Raw genomic sequence first — 18659 nt, 5'->3', positions numbered from 1 at the left:
TTTAGTGTTTCATTTTTTTAGACAAATGACTTATAAATATACAAAACATTTATAAAATTTAACTTTATTTAAATTTAATATATTATATATATTTGAACTATATATAAAAAGTGTGGTATATTGATTCTTGTAGTATATTTTATATATAATTAGAATATAATTTTTTTACGGTATAAAATAATCAATATTTTCAAGGAGGACACAAAATGGTATTAAATCTTACCACTATTCAAACTATGGCATTAGCTGTCTTAGTTCTTTATTTTGGAAAATTTATCAACAACACTTTCAAATTTCTAAAAGAAAACTGTATTCCTGACGCAGTTACAGGAGGGACTATATTCTCTATACTGACTTTGATAGGACATGAAACTGGTATTTTTTCTTTTGTATTTGAAGATACATTGAGAGAAGTTTTTATGATAGCCTTCTTCACAACAGTTGGTTTCTCTGCAAGTATAAAATTATTAAAAAAAGCTGGAATTCCTGTTTTAATGTTTTTACTGGCTGCTGTAGGTCTTGCTATTCTTCAAAACATCTTTGGAGTAGCAATGGCTAAATTCCTTCATATAAATCTACTTATTGGACTTGCTACTGGTTCTCTTGCTACTACTGGAGGTCCTGGTACTGCTGGAGCTTTTGGCCCTATCATAGAACAGTTTGGTGCTCAAGGAGCAACTATGGTTGCTATGGCAACTGCTACTTACGCCCTTATTGCAGGAAGTATAATTGCTGGTCCTATATGTAAAAGACTTATAAAGAAACATGAATTGCTTGAAAAGAAAAATAATAAATCTGATTTTGAAAGTTCTAGAAATAAAAATGAATTTCTTTCTGCTAAAAGAGTTCTTCCAACTGGGTTTCAAATTGTTATAGCCATGGGAGCTGGAAGCCTGATTTCAAATTTTCTAAGCAGTTTAGGTCTAGTTCTTCCTCCATATATAGGAGCAATGTTCGCAGCATCTATTATGAGAAACATGTCTGACTATTCAGGAAAATTTGAAATTGATTTGGATATAATCTCTATTATTGGAAGTTTTACTCTTGCTATGTTTCTTTCAATGACACTTATGAGTTTCAAATTATGGGAATTAAAAGAATTAGCTCTACCTTTAATCCTTATGCTTGTTGGTCAAACTATTCTTATGGGTGGATTTGCATATTTTGTTACTTTCAATATTACTGGTAGAGATTATGATGCTGCTGTTATGACAGGTGGACACTGTGGATGTGGTTTTGGTACTACTCCAAAAGCTCTTGCTAATATGGAAGCTCTCACAGAAAAATATTTACCATCACCTAAAGCATTTTTTGTTATTCCTATTGTTGGTGGACTATTTATTGATTTTTTCAATGCTGCTATTATCACATTTTTTATAAATTTGGTTAAATAATCCCTTTTTTAACCTCAATCAAAAAACCTCTCCTTTAAGGAGAGGTTTTTATTATTCTATTATAATTACATCATTCCAGGCATCATTCCAGGATTACCCATTTCAGGTTCTTTTGCCTCTTTTTTAGTAGCAACTAATACTTCAGTAGTAAGTATCAACGAAGATACTGATGCAGCATTTTGTATTGCTGATCTAGTTACCTTAGCTGGATCTATAATTCCTGCTTCTACCATATTTACATATTTTTCAGTTGCAGCATTAAATCCAAATCCTTCTTCCATTTCTCTTACTTTTTCTACAACAACTGCTCCATCTACTCCAGCATTTTCTGCTATTTGTCTTAGTGGTGAAGTCAATGCCTTTTTAACTATTTCTACTCCAATACCTTCTTCACCTTCAAGTTTGAAGTTTTCCATAGCTTTTACAATTTCTAATAAAATAGTTCCTCCTCCAGGTACTATTCCTTCTTCTACTGCTGCTCTTGTAGCATTTAGAGCATCTTCTATTCTCAATTTTTTATCTTTCATTTCTGTTTCTGTAGCTGCTCCTACTTTTATAACAGCTACTCCACCAGATAATTTAGCAAGCCTTTCTTGCAATTTTTCTTTATCATAATCAGAAGTTGTAGCTTCTATTTGATTTTTTATAGAATTTACTCTTCCTTTGATATCTTCACTTGTTCCCATTCCATCTACTACTACAGTCATATCTTTTGTTACTTTTACTTTTTTAGCTCTTCCTAACTGAGTAATAGTTGTTTCTTCAAGTTTCATTCCTTTTTCTTCAGAAATTACTTCTCCACCAGTAAGGACTGCTATATCTTCCAACATAGCCTTTCTTCTGTCACCAAATGCTGGTGCTTTTACTGCTACAACATTTAAAGTTCCTCTTAATTTATTGATTACAAGTGTAGTAAGTGCTTCCCCTTCAAGTTCATCTGCTATTATAAGCACTGGTCTTGAAGCTTGTACTGTTTCTTCCAATACTGGAAGTATATCTTTCATGCTTGATATTTTTTTATCTGTTATAAGAATATATGGATTATCAAGTTCTGCTGTCATTCTTTCAGTATCTGTTACCATATAAGGAGAAATATATCCTTTATCAAATTGCATTCCCTCTACTACTTCTAAAGTTGTTTCAAGAGATTTTGCTTCTTCTACAGTTATAACTCCTGTTTCTCCAACTTTTTCCATAGCCTGAGCTATAAGTTTTCCAATTTCTTCATCTCCTGCTGATACTGACGCTACTTGTGCTATTTCATCATTAGATTGAATTTTTTTAGCTCTTGCTTTTAGGTGCTCAATAACTTCTTTTGTTGCTTTATCAATACCTTTCTTGATAAACATAGGATTTGCTCCTGCACTTACCATTTTCAATCCTTCTTTTACTATTGCCTGAGCTAATATAGTGGCTGTTGTAGTTCCATCTCCTGCTACATCATTTGACTTAGTTGCTACTTCTTTTACTAATTGAGCTCCCATATTCTCAAATGGATCTTCCAGTTCTATTTCTTTTGCAATAGATACACCATCATTTGTAATAAGTGGTGATCCATAACTTTTTTCAAGAACAACATTTCTTCCTCTTGGTCCTAATGTTATCTTTACTGCATCTGCTAATATATTTACACCTTTTTCAAGTTTTTTTCTTGCTTCTTCATCAAATTTTAATATTTTTGCCATTATATATCCCTCCTGATTATTCAACTACTGCTAGTATATCTTCTATATTTAAAATAAGATATTTCTCTTCTCCATCCTTTATCTCAGTTCCAGAAAATTTAGCATAAACTACCTTTTCTCCAACCTTAATATCAGATAGTTTTTCTCCCTTTCCTACTGCAATGATTTCACCTAAATTAGGCTTTTCCTTATCTCCAGCTCCTGGAAGAATAATTCCACTTGCAGTTTTCTCTTCCATTTTCACAAGTTTAATTAAAACTCTTTCTCCTATTGGTCTGATATTCACAACATATCCCTCCATTTAATTATTTTTTATTAGCACTCATTGATAACGAGTGCTAGTTTTTACATATACATATTAAAACATTTACTTTTCTCTGTCAATACTTTTTTTCAATTTTTTATTTTCTTTTTATGACTCTTGTATTTTGATTTTTTTATTGATAAAATATCTAAATAGCATATTTATCTTGGGAGGATTCATGCAAAAAGAAAAAGTAGATTTATCTGAATTTTATAAGAGTTTCCTTACTATTGGAATACCTTTAATGATACAGCAGCTCATATCTTCATCACTAAACTTTATTGATAATCTGATGATAGGGAGATTAGGAACTGAATTTATTGCCGCAGTTGGATTTGCCAACAGTGTCTACAGAATACTGGATCTTTTCTTATTTGGATTGTGCAGTGGTATGGGAGTATTTATAGCTCAATATTTTGGTAAAAAAAACTTTGAAATGATAAGAAGAATATTAGGAAAACTTGTTCTTGCAGGTATTACCCTTTCTCTTATCTTTTCTATTATCACTTTTATTGGAGCTGAAAAAATAATTGGAATTTTTACTAAAGAACCACAGGTTTTATCTATTGGAGTATCTTATATTAGAAGGGCACTGTTTTCTTATACATTTTATGCCATCTCTTTTAGCATAGGCTTCTGTCTAAGAGCTATGGGGCTTACTAGAATACCTATGATATCTGCTTCTATTGGGGTTACTGCAAATACATTTTTCAATTACTGCTTTATATATGGTAATTTAGGATTTCCACGTTTAGAAGAAAGGGGAGCTGCTTTAGCAACTGTTATTGCTAGAATGTTAGAACTTTCAACTATTTTATTTATAGTTTATAAAAAAGATTTTAATTTGAAGGGAAATATCCAATCATATTTAAATCTTCCTAAAAATCTTATAAAAGAAATAATAAAAATTTCTACTCCTGTTTTTCTTACAGAAATGTTGTGGATACTCGGAGTAGTTTCTCTTTCAGTAGCATATTCAAAACTTGGAACTACACAAGCAGCCTGTGTACAGATAGCTGATATTATCACTGCTATTTCTTCTATATTATTTATGGGAATATCTAATTCAGCTTCAGTTATAATTGGACATACTATTGGAAAGGGAGATAAAAATAAAGTTATTACCTATTCAAGAAAAATACTGCAAATAGCTTTTGGAATGGCTATAATTAGTCTTTTACTTGTTCAAGGTCTTACTAATACTATTGTTTCATTGTATCATCTGCCACCAGAAACACATATAATGGCTGTGAAAACTATGAGAACTGTTGGTATGTTTGTTTTTCTAAAAATGATTAATTGGACTCTACTTATAGGATTATTCAGAGCAGGAGGAGATACAAAAGTTGCATTTTGTTTAGACATATTTCCACTATGGTTCTATGCTGTTCCAGTGGCTTTCATTGGAGCATATTACAAAGTCCCTGTTTATATTTTGGTTGGAATAGCAGATTTTTCAGAAGTTATAAAACTTGCTTCTTCATTATTCAGATATAAAACTTTAAAATGGATAAGAGATGTTACTGTATAGGAGAATAAAATTATGCCAGAAAAAGAATTAGAAGAAAATACAATTGATTTAGAACAGGAGTTTTTAGATATAAATATATCAACTTTTGGAAAATTTTTCCCTGTTAAAAACTTAGAAAAAACTCTTGGAAATTCTATTTATAAATATTATCTTGCAAAAAATAAGATATGGGAAGAAGAAATCATTTTAGAATATGTAAGAATAAAAATCGAAAGAATAAAACAACAAAAATCTTTTGATAAGGAAGATACAATAATTTTAAAATTATTTGAAATATATGAACTTATGGAAGATGCTGAAAAAAACAATGATGATGATTTTACAACACAATACCTAAATTTAGCAGATGAGAAAGAAATTCTTTTAAAATTATTTATGATGATAGAAAGAAGATTCAAGGACTCACTTGATACTGCTCTTGATCTTATAATTGGACAATCTTTTTCAGATATTAGCGAAGAATAAAAAAACTGCCTTCATAATTTGAAGGTAGTTTTTATTCTCATAATTTTATTTTTAAAATTCTTTATTGTTTTTATCTTCTTTTACAGTTTCTGCAATTCCTAATATAAAAAGATAGATAAAATAAAATGGTAAAAATATACAATAAAGTATTTTTTTCATAACCTCTCCTGGGAACTTATTGTCCAATTCTATTTTATAATAAATGATTTCCTTAATTTTAAATTCTAAATTGAAAGATAATTCTGGATTTCTGTTTATATTTATTTTGCTTTTCCAATTTTACTTAAGTGTTTTATTTCTTCTTTGATATTTCTATGCTGAAGTTCTTTCACATCTACATTATAATATTTAAACATTATCTCTAAAATAATTCCCATAGAGAGAGCTGTAATTATTGTTCCCAGTCCAAGCTCCCCTCCCAGCAGCCATCCTAAAGAAAATGCAATTATTTCTATTACATTTTTTATAAGTCCTACTGAATATTTTGTTCTTTTAGTAAGTATCTGCATAAATCCATCTCTTGGTCCACATCCCATTCCTTGTACCATATATAGAAAAATACCATAACTATAAATTAAAATCCCTATCAACAGCATAACTATTTTTAAAGGCAGAGATTCTGCAATTGGAATAAAATTTAAGTATAATATTAAATCCATGAAAACTCCTATGGACATAAAGTTTAATACTGTTCCAAGACCTATTGGCTGTCCTAAAAATATATCTAATACAACTATCATTAATCCTAAACCTATACTTGCCTGCCCTATTGTTATTCCCAGAGTTTTAGATAATCCCTGATGAAGAACATCCCATGGAGATAATCCAAGGTTTGCTTTTAAAATTACCATACACCCCAATGCACAAGCAAACAATCCAATAAATAATTTAATAAATCTTATAACTTCTTTTTTCATTTTTCCCCCTGAATAAAATGTTACTATTCTACAATACTTCTATCTTACTACATATTCATTTTTATTTCTATGATTTTATCAGTTATTTTAAATCACATTAAAGTATCTTAGTTAAATAATATCTTTTTCCAAATATAGGATAATTTTCCAAGACAAACACTTCTCTATAACCATATTTTTTATAAAATGCTGGTGCCTGAAAACTAAAAGTATCTAAAAATACATATTTACATCCCCTTGTTCTAGCTGTTTCTTCTGCCTGTTCTAAAATCTGGCTTCCTATCTTTTTCTCTCTTAATTCTTCACTTACCCACAAATATTTTATGGAAAGCCAATTACCATGTGTATTTCCTATCAACCCTGCAGTTTTCTCTCCATTCTCATTTAATAAAAAAATTCCTAAATCTTTAGGAGTTTTATCCTCTATTCTTGATAAATTATATTCTAATAATCCTTGAAAAATAATTTCTTCATCTTCTTTTTCAATTTTATCAGTAATTTTAAAGTCCATTTTTACACCTCTTAATATTTAATTATCTTACTTTTTATTCTAACATATCACAGCAAAATCTACTACTTATTCATATTATTTATATTTTATAATTAATCAACCTTGGTTTCCATCTTATATAAATTTTCTAAAATAAAATTTACTTAATTTAATTTTTTTTATGATATAATAAAATATATTTTATGGAGGTGTGGTTTTATGAAAAAAATGGATAGTGTATTCTTCCTATAATAGGAAGGTGCTCTAAGAACCCTTTCTATTATAGGATTTGAAAATAAAAATTCAAATATTAATAATAGTAAAGGAGAAAAAAATGAATAATTATAGAGTTATATCTATAGGAAAAAATATATACAAAATTTCAAATGGAACTGAGGAAATCAATGCTGTTATAACTGGAAAAATGATATTGGAAAAATTATTTCCTGTAGTTGGAGATTATGTTGCTGTCAGTGAAGAAAAACAAATAATTGATATACTTCCCAGAAAAACGAAACTATCCAGAAAAGCTGCTGGAAAAGATATGAGAGAGCAGGTTATAGTCAGTAATGTCGACTATATTTTTATAGTTACTTCTTTAAATAAAGATTTTAATATAAAAAGATTGGAAAGATATCTCACTCTGGTATATGATTCTGGTGCTATTCCAGCTTTTATTCTGACTAAAGCTGATTTAGAAGATAATATTTCTGAAAAAGTATCTGAATTGGAATCTATTGCTTTTGGTGTCCCTCTTCATATAGTTTCATCTTATAAAGATAAAGGTATTGAGGAACTAAAAGATTATTTAAAAAATGGTTCTACTATTGCTTTAATAGGTTCTTCAGGAGTAGGAAAATCAACTCTCATCAATAAACTTATTGGAGAGGATATTATCAAAACTTTTAATATCAGAGAATTTGATTCTAAAGGAAGACATACTACTACAAGCAGGGAAATATTTAAAGTTGGAAATGGTTTCATAATTGATACTCCTGGTATGAGAGAACTTCAAATATGGAATGGAGATACTGATACTGCTTTTAAAGATATTGAAGAACTTGCTCTTCAATGCAGATTCAGCGACTGTACTCATACTTCTGAACCTGGATGTGCTGTAATCAAAGCTGTTGAATCAGGAGAAATTTCTCAGGAAAGGCTGAATAACTACTTCAAATTAAAAAAAGAAATAGTTAATACTCAAAACAAACTTTTACATGGACATAAATTTATGGAAAAAGAAAAAGTAAAAAATATGATGGGATCATTAAGTGCAAGAAAAAAGCTTAGTAATAAATAGCTTCCCACTTATGCAATATCTGCCTTTTATTTTTGACAGAGTAAAGATCCTGTGTTAGAATTCAGATACCCCTAGCAGTATAAAGGATGGTGTAAAAATGAAAAAATGTATGGACTCTAAGACTCTTCATGTAAGAATAAAAAAAATCATCGGGCAGTTAAATGCTATAGATAAAATGATTGATGAAGATATTCCATGTGAAGACGTTCTTATTCAAGTAAATGCTACCAAAAGTGCATTACATAAAGTAGGGCAGCTAATATTGGAAGGGCATTTGAATCATTGTGTTCGTGAAGGAATTGAACATGGAGATTCAGAAAAAACTATTGAAAAATTTACTAAAGCTATTGAACAGTTTTCAAGAATGTAGCTACTAAAAAATTTTAAAGAAAAAGAGGATTCCTCTAAGGAGAAAAGTATTGAATCTAATCTCCTTGAAGATATCCTCTTTTTTAATTCAGACAGATTTTTTACTGTCTTATTTTATCTTAATAGTTTTCAGCTTTTCTTTCAAAGTAAGCTTTAGCAAATCCACAAGTTGGACAACTTTCAGGAGCTTCAGCACCATAATGTACATGTCCGCACTGTCTGCACATCCATTTAGTTTCTCCCTCATTTTTGAATACAAGGTTTTTCTCAACATTAGCAAGAAGTTTTAAGTATCTTTCTTCATGCTCTTTTTCTACTCTAGCTACATTTTCAAATTTAACAGCTAACTCTTCAAATCCTTCTTCTCTTGCTTCTTTAGCCATACGAGCATACATATCTGTCCACTCGCCATTTTCTCCCTCAGCAGCAGTTTTTAAGTTTTCAGCTGTATTTCCAAGTCCGTGGAATTCTTCATACCACATTTTAGCATGTTGGCTCTCTTGCTCAGAAGTTTCCATAAATATAGCAGCTATTTGTTCAAATCCTTCTCTTTGTGCTACTTGTGAGAAATATTTATATTTGTTTCTAGCTTGTGATTCTCCAGAAAAAGCTTCCATAAGATTTTTCTCAGTTTTAGTTCCTGCATATTTGCTTCCAGAAGCTTTCTCTTCTTCTACTAAAACAAATTTGTCTGCCCCTTGTTTACATACTGGGCACTTTTCAGGTGCAGTTTCCCCTTCATGAATATATCCACATACTGTACATCTAAATTTTTTCATATTATCCTCTCCTTTTCCTAATTCTTTACTTCTATCATAATATTGAGTATGCAGCATTTCTTCTGCCAGCTCACTCAATGGATGACCATAAAACTCTTTATATAACACTATTATTTCACTATTTTCGTGACTGCTTCTTATTGGTGTAAGTGTATCTTTTTTATATAGGCTGTCTATTCTTTTTTGATTTATTTCATCTCTTTCTTTATCAAGATCTTTAGGCTGACCTCCTCCACCAATACATCCACCTGGACAAGTCATCACTTCTATAAAATGATATGATTTCTCACCATTTTTAACTTTCTCTATAACCTTATCTGCATTCTCTGTACCATATATTACTGCTACATTTACAATTAAGTTGCCAACCTTTATTTCAGCTTCTTTTATTCCTTCCATCCCACGAACTTCTTTTAATTCGAATAAGTCAGCAGGTGCTTTTTCATGAGTAACATACTCATAAGCTGTACGAAGTGCTGCTTCCATTACTCCACCTGTGTTTCCGAATATTATTCCTGCTCCTGTAGATTCTCCCATCACTTTATCAAATGATGATTCTTCTAAAGCTTTAAAATCCACTCCTGCTTCTTTAGCCCAAAGAGCCAACTCTCTTGTAGTGATTACATAATCCATATCACGCATATCTTCTATTCCAAGTTTTTTACCAGCATCTTTCATTTCATCTCTGCGAATTTCAAACTTTTTCGCTGTACATGGTGTCACAGCTACATTTACTATTTTTTCAGGGTCAATATTCATCTTTTTAGCAAAATAAGTTTTTATAGTTGGACCCTGCATTCCAATAGGACTCTTTGCAGTAGATAGATTAGGCAGTATTTCTGGATGATAGATCTCTGCATATTTTACCCATGCTGGACAGCAGCTTGTAAACTGCGGCAAAGGTTTGCTTCCAGTAGTTATTCTTTGAATAAGTTCGCTTGCTTCCTCCACTATAGTAAGGTCAGCTGCAAAGTTAGTATCAAGAATATAGTTTCCTCCCAATGCTCTCAAAAGAGATACCATCTTTCCTTCTACTAAGCTCCCTTTCTCCATTCCAAATTCTTCACCCAAGGCTACTCTTACTGAAGGAGAAGTTGAAAAAATAACTATCTTATCTTTGTTTTTTACTGCTTCAGCAATCTGCTGATACTCGTATTTTTCTGTGATACTGCTTGCTGGACATACATTAGCACATTGACCACAGTTAATACAAACAGCTGTATCATTTGTATCTTTCAAACTGTATGTTCCATGTACGCCTATATAATCACGGCATATATCTCTGCACATACCACACTTAATACATTTTTCTTCAAAACGCATAATTGACGGATTATCAAGCTCAATAGGAACTCTGATATCCATTGATAAGTGTTTACTCACGGCATTTCCTCCTAAAATTACATTTTTTTCTTACACTCTTTACATATTCCTACAAACTCTAAATTATGACTTTCTATTAAAAACCCATCTTCATCTTCGTGATTGATAATCTCGTGATAAGGATAAGTACTGTCAATTATTTTTCCACAGATTTTACATCTCAAATGATAATGTTTTTCTGTATGAGGATCATATCTGTCCTCTCCATCTGGAGAACTTATCTTAGTAATTATTCCATCTTTTTCAGCTTCATTCAATACTCTGAAAACAGTTGCTCTACTTACTTTATATCCTCTTTTTTCCAGTTCTTCCATTAATACAGCAGCAGTAGGATGGTTGTCTAGTTCTTTTATTACTTCAAATATAGCTTTTTTTTGCGGTGTATTCCTTTTCATCCTAACACCTCCTTATTGATACTTAGTCTCAATAAGATAATAATATATTTTTTATAAAAAATCAAGCTTTTTTTCGTCTTTATACAAGAGTATGGATTATATTTTTATTCCAACCAAAGAAAATACTGGAAAAGAATCAATTTATTTTAAATAATTTTTTTATTTTTTTCTTGACTTCATATACCCCTATAGGTATAATTATACCCGTATGGGTATATTGCTTTTACATCCAATTTTTAATTATTAAAGGAGGAGTTTATGTATTTTACTATTTTCATGATCATAGCTGGTTTTTGTCTTCTGCTTGCTGGACTTCATTTTTTTCATCAAAGAAAAGCACGATAAAGACAGCAGAAAAGTTTATGGAAGTATGACTTTGATATGAGCAATTATAGTTATAATCAATATTTTTAAAATTTAATTTATAAAATTTAAGGGGGAAATACTTTGGAAAAAGCAGAAGAATTTTTAAGCAGTATTCCTATGACAATCATAGGAGGAATATTTTTAGGAATAAGTCTTGTTTGTATGCTTACAGGGATAGAACTTCCTATAAATCTAGCATGGGTACCAATAATAATATCTGGTATTCCTATCTTATATGGAGCTTTAACAGCTCTTTTTTGTGAAAAAACTATTTCATCTGAACTTTTAGTCTCTACTGCAATAGTTGCATCTGTTGCAATAGGAGAGATATTTGCAGCTGGTGAAATTGCCTTTATTATGGCAATAGGGGAAATACTGGAAGATATTACTGTAAACAGAGCAAAAAAAGGTATTAGCCAGCTTATAAAATTATCCCCTCAACAGGGACGTAAAATAATAAAAGAAAATGAAAAAACAACAGAAAAAATTGTTCCAATTGAGGAAATATACAAAGATGATATATTGAGAGTACTCCCAGGAGAAATAATTCCTGTAGATGGAAAAATAATTTTTGGAAATTCATCTGTTGACCAGTCTATAATGACAGGGGAATCACTTCCTATAGATAAAACTATTGGAGATGAAGTTTTTTGCGGTACTGTAAACTGTGATGGCTCTATTGACATCATAGCCACTAAAATTGGAGAAGATTCTTCTCTTCAAAAACTTATAAGAATGGTAAAAGAAGCTGAAGAAAACAAAGCTCCAATGCAGAGAATCGTTGACAAATGGGCTGGTTGGCTAGTTCCAGCAGCTTTAATTATAGCTGTTGCAGCATATTTTATCACATCTGATATTATTAGAGCAGTTACTGTTTTAGTTGTTTTCTGTCCTTGTGCTCTGGCTCTTGCCACTCCTACATCTATCATGGCAGCTGTGGGACAGGCTGCTAAAAATGGAGTTTTAATAAAATCTGGAGAAGCACTGGAAAAAATGGGAAAAGTCAACTGTATTGCCTTTGATAAAACAGGTACGCTTACCTTTGGAAAGTTGAAAATAAGTGATATTATAACAACTTCTTCAGCAACAGAAAATGAATTATTAAAACTGGCTTGTTCTTCTGAAAAAAGGTCTGAACACCCATTGGGAAAAGCTATTGTGGAACATGGAAAAAAACAGAATGTAGAATTTCTGGAAATGGAAGACTTCAAAATGATTCCGGGAAAAGGGATTGCAGCAAAAATTGAAAATAATGAAATATATTGTGGAAACAGCAGATTTCTTCAAGAACAGGGAATAATTTTAGATGAAAATATTGAAAGTATTCTGGAAAATCTTCGTAAACAGGGAAAAGTATCAATATTAGTAGGAAAAAATAGAGAATGTATAGGTATAATAGCTCTATCAGATACTATTCGCCCTACTGCTAAAGAAATAGTAGTAAAATTGAAAAATATGGGATCAAGGGTAGTTCTTCTTACAGGAGATCACAAACAGACAGCAGATTATTTTGCTGAAGAAGTAGGAATTGAAAATGTATATTCTGAGCTTCTTCCAGCTGAAAAAGTTACATATATAAAAAAATTGGAAGAAGATGGAAATAAAGTCTGTATGATAGGAGATGGAGTAAACGATGCTCCTGCTCTGAAAACTGCTGATGTAGGAGTATCTATGGCAAGTATGGGTACTGATATTGCTGTTGAAGCTTCTGATATTGCTCTTATGGGAGATAATATAGAAAAAATTCCATATCTGAAAAAATTATCTACAGCCACTATAAAAACTATAAAATTCAACATCACTGCTTCTATGGTTATAAATCTTGCAGCAATTATTTTATCTGTTATGGGACTGCTGAATCCTATCACTGGAGCTCTTGTGCACAATGTAGGATCTGTTCTTGTTGTATTAAACGCCGCTCTCCTTTATGATCGTAAATTTGCATAAGATTTAAAAATATTAGAAATATCAACAAGCTGATTTAAAAGTTAGAATGAATTTTAAATATTTGAAAATTGAGAGGTTTTAAAATTTTCTCCTCTTTTATTGAAAAATTATTAAAATAATATTCAGACTTATGAATCAGCCTTTTTTATAATCTATCCAAGTATAAAAATATTCCAGATAAATATTTTTTGTTAATTGTATGTAAAAAAAATTGATTTTTTTTGTATTTTAATATATTATCCTCTTGTATAGCAAATAAATTTCAATAAGAGGTGAAAAATGAATGTAAGAAAACAAATAAACAAAGAAGTCGTTATTACTATTATTCTTTATTTAATATATTTTATATGGTGGTATTTCTGGGGATATATTGATGAAAATATTCCCCCTTCAGAATATAAATTTATTTTAGGGTTGCCTAGATGGTTTTTTTATTCATGTGTTGTTGGACTGTTTCTCATTAACATACTTGTTTTTTTAGCAGTAAAATTTTTCTTTAAAGATATTGATTTAAATCAGGAGGAAGAATAATGATAATAATTCCAATAATAATCTATATTTTAGTTATTCTTCTTATAGCATGGAAAATGGGAAAATACAAAAATGAAAGTGGAAAGTTTATAGAGGAATACTTTATTGGAAGCAGGAGCATGGGAGGTCTTGTTCTTGCTATGACTCTTATCAGTTCCTATGTAGGAGCCAGCTCTTTTATAGGCGGTCCCGGAATAGCATATAAATTAGGGCTCAGCTGGGTATTTCTTGCTTGTATTCAAGTTCCTACCGCTTTTCTCACTCTTGGAGTATTGGGAAAAAAGCTTGCCATTATATCAAGAAAAATAAATGGTGTCACTATAACAGATTTTTTAAGAGCAAGATATGAGAGTAACCTTGTTATTATTCTTTCATCTCTTATGATGCTCATATTTTTCATCGGAACTATTGTAGCTCAATTTGTAGGAGGAGCCAGATTATTTGAAAGTGTAACAGGATATTCCTATACTCTTGGACTTATAATATTTTCTGCTGTAGTAATTATCTATACAACTTTTGGAGGATTTCGTGCTGTAACTATAACAGATGCCATACAGGGAATAGTCATGCTTCTTGCCACTGGGCTTTTATTTGTGATAATCCTGAATAAAGGCGGTGGCATGGAAAACATCATGAAGAAAGTTCTTGAAACTAATTGTTCTCTCCTGACTCCTGATGGCGGAGGTGCTGTATCAAAACCTTTTATATTATCTTTCTGGATGCTGGTAGGAATAGGAGTATTAGGACTTCCTGTCACTGAAGTTCGATGTATGGGATTTAAAGACAGCAAAGCTATGCATAGAGCTATGATAATCGGAACTTCATTTGTAGGTCTGCTTATGCTTGGAATGCATTTAGTAGGAGTAATGGGAATAGCAGTAGAACCTGGAATTGAAGTAGGAGATAAAATAATTCCTATACTTGCAATAAAAAATATGTATCCTATACTTGCTGGTATTTTTATTGCTGGTCCTCTTGCTGCTATTATGTCATCAGTAGATTCTCTGCTCATAATGTCATCTGCTGCTATTGTCAAAGATTTATATATAAACTATATAGAAAAAAATCCCAGCGAAGCAAGAATTAAAAAGCTTTCTCTTGTAACTTCCCTCACACTGGGAATAATTGTTTTTGTTTTAGCTTTAAATCCTCCACAGCTTCTGGTATGGATAAATCTTTTTGCACTAGCTGGTCAGGAAGCAGCTTTTTTCTGTCCTATACTTTTTGGTCTATACTGGAAAAAAGCTAATGCCACTGGAGCAGCTGTTTCAATGGTATTCAGTGTTATATCTTATTTATATATGGTAATTATGGACGTAAAATTTATTGGAATGCATCAAATTGTTCCTGTGATAATTTTTTCTGTAATACTTTTCATTGGAGGTTCTCTTCTTGGAAAGCCTAATTCACAAAAGATAGACAACTTATTTTTTGGTAATTAAGTATTATTTTTTTGTAATTTTAAAAAATTTCTCTTGCATTTTTTTTAATTTAGGTTTATACTCTGAACAACAAATAAATCAAGGGGAGGTCAGAATATGTTTTTATTTAACATAATAATATTTGTCATATGTATAATAGTGCTCATACTCAGTTCTAATAAAATTTCATATGCCAATAATTATGTTAAGGTCAATTTAAACATTATTCGACTTTTTAAGGAATATAAAATATATAACTTTTCTATTTAAACTTAGATTATATCAAGTTATGTATTAATCCTATTTATAAATATTTTTAAATTCTTTGTGATATTCTGTATTGAGTTTATCTTTAAGAATAAAAATATAAAATGTCGTTTTAGTTATTAAAGCAGCCTAACTGGCTGCTTTTTTTTATACAAAATATTAAAAAATAACTTTAGGGGGAATAAAAATGAAAAACTTTAAAACTAACTATTCAACACTACTCTGTTCATCACTATTACTAAACGCTGGAAGAAATATTGCTAATTCTATCTTTAATAATTTTGATGATAAACACAGGGAGTGGTATAAATGGAAAATAAAAATAAAGTAATAAAAAGAATCGGAGCAGCAGCTGTTGCAGCAGCAGTTATATTTTTTACTGGAATGAACGTCATTGCTACTGATAAAAAAACTGAAACTAAGAAAACTGAAGCAGTTAAACCATATAAAGAAAACATCGTAATAGCTTCAAAAGCTGATGCTAAAACACTTGATCCTCAAAGAACTATTGATACAACATCTAACAAAACTATTCGTTTAATATTTAATGGATTGTTGTCACTAGATAAAGATTTGAATGTTCAGCCTTGTTTAGCTGAAAGCTGGGAAGCAGTAGATGATACAAACACTGTATTCCATTTGAAAAAAGGGGTAAAATTTCACAATGGAGATACAATGACTGCTGAAGATGTAAAATTTTCTATAGACAGAGCAAGAGTTTCTAATCAAACTGCTTATTTATATAAACCAATAACTGAAGTTACTGTTATTGATGAAAATACTGTAAAAATAACTACTGAAAAACCTTTTGGTCCTTTATTGACAAACTTGGCTCAAACACAAGGTTGTATAGTGAGCAAAAGAGCTGTGCAGGAAGTTGGAGAGGAAAATTTCTTCCAGCACCCAGTAGGAACAGGACAATATAAATTTAAAGAATGGATACCTGGAGACAGAATAATCGTTGAAGCTTTTGATGAAGCTTTCCAAGGTGCTCCAAAGGTTAGACAGATTACTATGAGAACTATAACTGAAGTAAGCAACAGAATGATAGCTTTGGAAACTGGTGAAGCTGATATCGCTTTCGATATTGGAATAATGGATAAGGAAGCTGTTAAAAATAATAAAAATATGGAATTTTTAGAAGTTGCTTCTCCATCTTCATTGTACTTAGGATTTGACCAGACAACTCCTGAATATCAAAATAAAAAATTAAGACAGGCAATAGCTTATGCTGTAGACACTAAAGTCTTGGCTGACGCTGTATTCAGAGGTTCTGCAATAGCTGCTGACTCTGCTTTGCCAAAAGCTTGTCCTGCTCATATCACTCCAGCTAAACAATATGATCAAAATATTGAAAAAGCGAAACAATTAATGGCTGAAGCTGGATACAAAGATGGATTGAATATAGAGTTGTGGGTAAATGACGATGGTCCTAGAACTGATATGTGTGTAATTATGCAGGAACAGTTAAAAGCCATTGGAATCAATGCTGAAATTAAAATATTTGAATGGGGAGCATATGTATCAAGAACTGCTCAGCCTAACAAGCAATTATACTTGCTTTCTTGGAATTCTACTAGTGATGGAGATGCTGCTTTATATGCTTTATTCCACTCTACTCAACAAGGATTATCAGGAAACAGAAGTTACTATAAAAATGAAAAATTAGATGAAGTTTTAGATAAAGCAAGATACTCAGTTAATCAGGAAGAAAGAACAAAAATGTATCAGGAAGCTCAGGAAATATTACAGGAAGATATTCCTCATTACACTTTAGTATATCCAATGTTGAATGTAGCTATAAGAAAAAATGTAAAAGATATGGTATTCAGAAACGATGGATATATCAGTGTTGAAAATATGTATGTTACAAATGAAAAATAAAATAGATAAATAAAAATGGGAGGAACCAATATGAAAACTATAGATTTAGCTAAAAAGAACCACGATTATGTCATACAAATGAGAAGAGAATTCCACATGAATCCAGAAGTGAGCATGCAGGAATATAATACTTGCAGAAGAATAAAAGAGGAACTTGAAAAAATGGGTGTTGAATATAAAGGGATAGCTGGTACTGGAGTAATAGCTACTATCAAAGGAACTAAACCTGGAAAAACTGTAGCACTTAGAGGAGATATAGATGCTCTGGCTGTTGTAGAGGAAACTACTCATGACTATGTTTCTAAAGTTCATGGAATGATGCACGCATGTGGACATGACACTCATGGAGCTATGCTTCTTGGAGCTGTAAAAGTTTTAAATGAAATGAAAGATGAAATAGAAGGTACTGTTAAATTCTTCTTCCAGCCAGGAGAAGAGGTAGGAAAAGGAGCTGCTGCTATGGTAGCAGAGGGAGCTCTTGAAGGCGTAGATGGTGTTATGGGAATACACATATCTTCTGATATGCCTGTTGGAACTATAAATGCTGATCCAGGACCTAGAATGGCTTCTGCTGATTCTTTTAAAGTAACTATTACAGGAAAAGGAGGACATGGTGCAAGACCTGAACAATGTATAGATGCTGTTGTAGTAGGTGCTGCTACTGTTATGAATCTTCAATCAATAGTGAGCAGAGAGCTTTCTCCATTTGATCCTGTTGTTGTAACTACTGGATCAATAAAATCTGGAACTAGATTCAATGTAATAGCTCCTACTGCTGTATTGGAAGGAACTGTTAGATATTATAAACCTGAATACAAGCAAGTCATAGCTGATGCTATTGAGAGAATAGCTAAGTCTACAGCTGAAGCTTACAGAGCTACTGCTGAAATGGAATATTCTAGTCTTGTAAAACCTACTATAAATGATAATGCTTGTGCTGAACTTGCTCAGGAATCAGCTGCTAAAATAGTTGGAAAAGAAAATGTAATACATACTCCTGCTGGTACAGGTGGAGAAGATTTCTCTGAATTTTCTTCAATAGTTCCAGGAGTTATGACTAGACTTGGAGCTGGAAATGTGGAAAAAGGAATAACTTACCCTCATCATCATGGAAAATTTGATGTGGATGAAGATGCTTTTGTCTATGGAGTTGCATTTTATGCACAATATGCTATTGATTATTTAAAGAAAAATCCTAAGCCCCTCTAAGGGGGCCCTTGGGAATAACTAA

The 18659-nt window shown here is 31.3% G+C and carries 17 protein-coding genes; 11 read left to right on the top strand and 6 right to left on the bottom strand.

Going from position 1 to position 18659, the window contains the following annotated elements; translation table 11 throughout:
* The first annotated feature begins 206 nt into the window (after positions 1-206).
* On the top strand, positions 207-1394 hold the full coding sequence (gltS, locus tag E0E45_RS03075; RefSeq protein ID WP_130889800.1) for a sodium/glutamate symporter: 1188 nt from the start codon (positions 207-209) through the stop codon (positions 1392-1394).
* 65 nt (positions 1395-1459) lie between these two features.
* Here the strand turns inward: gltS and groL are convergent, their stop codons facing one another.
* Positions 1460-3079 (bottom strand): chaperonin GroEL, encoded by a 1620-nt coding sequence (gene groL, locus E0E45_RS03070; protein WP_130889799.1) that lies wholly within the window; start codon positions 3077-3079, stop codon positions 1460-1462.
* A 16-nt stretch (positions 3080-3095) separates the two neighbouring features.
* The gene (locus E0E45_RS03065; protein ID WP_130889798.1) at positions 3096-3365 is read right to left on the bottom strand and encodes a co-chaperone GroES; all 270 of its coding nucleotides are present in this window, start codon (positions 3363-3365) and stop codon (positions 3096-3098) included.
* Positions 3366-3561: 196 nt separating this feature from the next.
* Here E0E45_RS03065 and E0E45_RS03060 point away from each other — a divergent pair, with 196 nt between their 5' ends.
* Together E0E45_RS03060 and E0E45_RS03055 are read left to right on the top strand one after the other, a co-directional pair.
* A complete protein-coding gene (locus tag E0E45_RS03060; protein WP_130889797.1) occupies positions 3562-4914 on the top strand; it encodes an MATE family efflux transporter in 1353 nt (450 codons plus the stop codon).
* A 12-nt stretch (positions 4915-4926) separates the two neighbouring features.
* Entirely contained in the window at positions 4927-5379 is a 453-nt protein-coding gene (locus tag E0E45_RS03055) for a hypothetical protein (RefSeq protein ID WP_130889796.1), read from the top strand.
* A gap of 260 nt (positions 5380-5639) precedes the next feature.
* Here the strand turns inward: E0E45_RS03055 and E0E45_RS03050 are convergent, their stop codons facing one another.
* Together E0E45_RS03050 and E0E45_RS03045 are read right to left on the bottom strand one after the other, a co-directional pair.
* Complete coding sequence (locus E0E45_RS03050; protein WP_130889795.1) at positions 5640-6296, bottom strand: YczE/YyaS/YitT family protein; 657 nt, start codon at positions 6294-6296, stop codon at positions 5640-5642.
* A 97-nt stretch (positions 6297-6393) separates the two neighbouring features.
* Positions 6394-6807 (bottom strand): GNAT family N-acetyltransferase, encoded by a 414-nt coding sequence (locus E0E45_RS03045; protein WP_130889794.1) that lies wholly within the window; start codon positions 6805-6807, stop codon positions 6394-6396.
* A 313-nt stretch (positions 6808-7120) separates the two neighbouring features.
* Between E0E45_RS03045 and rsgA the strand changes: the two genes are divergently transcribed.
* Together rsgA and E0E45_RS03035 are read left to right on the top strand one after the other, a co-directional pair.
* Entirely contained in the window at positions 7121-8086 is a 966-nt protein-coding gene (rsgA, locus tag E0E45_RS03040; protein WP_130889793.1) for a ribosome small subunit-dependent GTPase A, read from the top strand.
* A gap of 97 nt (positions 8087-8183) precedes the next feature.
* Positions 8184-8456, top strand: a complete 273-nt coding sequence (locus tag E0E45_RS03035) for a metal-sensing transcriptional repressor (RefSeq protein ID WP_070579057.1) — start codon at positions 8184-8186, stop codon at positions 8454-8456.
* 118 nt (positions 8457-8574) lie between these two features.
* On the opposite strand, the gene rbr is transcribed toward E0E45_RS03035, so the two are convergent.
* Both rbr and E0E45_RS03025 read right to left on the bottom strand, forming a co-directional pair.
* Positions 8575-10617 (bottom strand): rubrerythrin, encoded by a 2043-nt coding sequence (gene rbr, locus E0E45_RS17790; RefSeq protein WP_130889792.1) that lies wholly within the window; start codon positions 10615-10617, stop codon positions 8575-8577.
* A gap of 17 nt (positions 10618-10634) precedes the next feature.
* A complete protein-coding gene (locus E0E45_RS03025) occupies positions 10635-11012 on the bottom strand; it encodes a Fur family transcriptional regulator (RefSeq protein WP_005981913.1) in 378 nt (125 codons plus the stop codon).
* Positions 11013-11459: 447 nt separating this feature from the next.
* On the opposite strand from E0E45_RS03025, the gene E0E45_RS03020 reads away from it, so the two are divergent.
* The 6 genes from E0E45_RS03020 (at position 11460) to E0E45_RS03000 (ending at position 18637) form a co-directional block, all read left to right on the top strand.
* Positions 11460-13325, top strand: coding sequence for a heavy metal translocating P-type ATPase (locus E0E45_RS03020; protein ID WP_130889791.1), 1866 nt, complete (start codon positions 11460-11462; stop codon positions 13323-13325).
* Between the two features lie 279 nt (positions 13326-13604).
* Complete coding sequence (locus E0E45_RS03015) at positions 13605-13856, top strand: YhdT family protein (RefSeq protein WP_005981906.1); 252 nt, start codon at positions 13605-13607, stop codon at positions 13854-13856.
* Positions 13856-15298, top strand: coding sequence for a sodium/pantothenate symporter (panF, locus tag E0E45_RS03010; RefSeq protein ID WP_130889790.1), 1443 nt, complete (start codon positions 13856-13858; stop codon positions 15296-15298). Before E0E45_RS03015 ends, panF begins: the two co-directional genes overlap by 1 nt.
* Before the next feature lie 433 nt (positions 15299-15731).
* On the top strand, positions 15732-15875 hold the full coding sequence (locus E0E45_RS17545; RefSeq protein WP_172426531.1) for a hypothetical protein: 144 nt from the start codon (positions 15732-15734) through the stop codon (positions 15873-15875).
* Positions 15854-17428: an ABC transporter substrate-binding protein gene (locus E0E45_RS03005; protein ID WP_130889789.1), complete on the top strand. Its 1575-nt coding sequence runs from the start codon at positions 15854-15856 to the stop codon at positions 17426-17428. Before E0E45_RS17545 ends, E0E45_RS03005 begins: the two co-directional genes overlap by 22 nt.
* A gap of 30 nt (positions 17429-17458) precedes the next feature.
* Positions 17459-18637: an amidohydrolase gene (locus tag E0E45_RS03000; protein ID WP_130889788.1), complete on the top strand. Its 1179-nt coding sequence runs from the start codon at positions 17459-17461 to the stop codon at positions 18635-18637.
* Positions 18638-18659 lie beyond the last annotated feature (22 nt).

The organism is Fusobacterium ulcerans ATCC 49185, from assembly GCF_900683735.1.
In the GTDB taxonomy this organism is placed as follows: Bacteria; Fusobacteriota; Fusobacteriia; order Fusobacteriales; family Fusobacteriaceae; genus Fusobacterium_A; species Fusobacterium_A ulcerans_A.
This window is presented reverse-complemented; position numbering and strand designations above follow the sequence as displayed.

Coding starts and splice junctions, on each gene's coding strand:
- gltS (WP_130889800.1), top strand. CDS start 207: ATGGTATTAAATCTTACCACTATTCAAACTATGGCATTAGCTGTCTTA.
- groL (WP_130889799.1), bottom strand. CDS start 3,079: ATGGCAAAAATATTAAAATTTGATGAAGAAGCAAGAAAAAAACTTGAA.
- E0E45_RS03060 (WP_130889797.1), top strand. CDS start 3,562: ATGCAAAAAGAAAAAGTAGATTTATCTGAATTTTATAAGAGTTTCCTT.
- E0E45_RS03055 (WP_130889796.1), top strand. CDS start 4,927: ATGCCAGAAAAAGAATTAGAAGAAAATACAATTGATTTAGAACAGGAG.
- E0E45_RS03050 (WP_130889795.1), bottom strand. CDS start 6,296: ATGAAAAAAGAAGTTATAAGATTTATTAAATTATTTATTGGATTGTTT.
- E0E45_RS03045 (WP_130889794.1), bottom strand. CDS start 6,807: ATGGACTTTAAAATTACTGATAAAATTGAAAAAGAAGATGAAGAAATT.
- rsgA (WP_130889793.1), top strand. CDS start 7,121: ATGAATAATTATAGAGTTATATCTATAGGAAAAAATATATACAAAATT.
- E0E45_RS03035 (WP_070579057.1), top strand. CDS start 8,184: ATGAAAAAATGTATGGACTCTAAGACTCTTCATGTAAGAATAAAAAAA.
- E0E45_RS03025 (WP_005981913.1), bottom strand. CDS start 11,012: ATGAAAAGGAATACACCGCAAAAAAAAGCTATATTTGAAGTAATAAAA.
- E0E45_RS03015 (WP_005981906.1), top strand. CDS start 13,605: ATGAATGTAAGAAAACAAATAAACAAAGAAGTCGTTATTACTATTATT.
- panF (WP_130889790.1), top strand. CDS start 13,856: ATGATAATAATTCCAATAATAATCTATATTTTAGTTATTCTTCTTATA.
- E0E45_RS17545 (WP_172426531.1), top strand. CDS start 15,732: ATGAAAAACTTTAAAACTAACTATTCAACACTACTCTGTTCATCACTA.
- E0E45_RS03005 (WP_130889789.1), top strand. CDS start 15,854: ATGGAAAATAAAAATAAAGTAATAAAAAGAATCGGAGCAGCAGCTGTT.
- E0E45_RS03000 (WP_130889788.1), top strand. CDS start 17,459: ATGAAAACTATAGATTTAGCTAAAAAGAACCACGATTATGTCATACAA.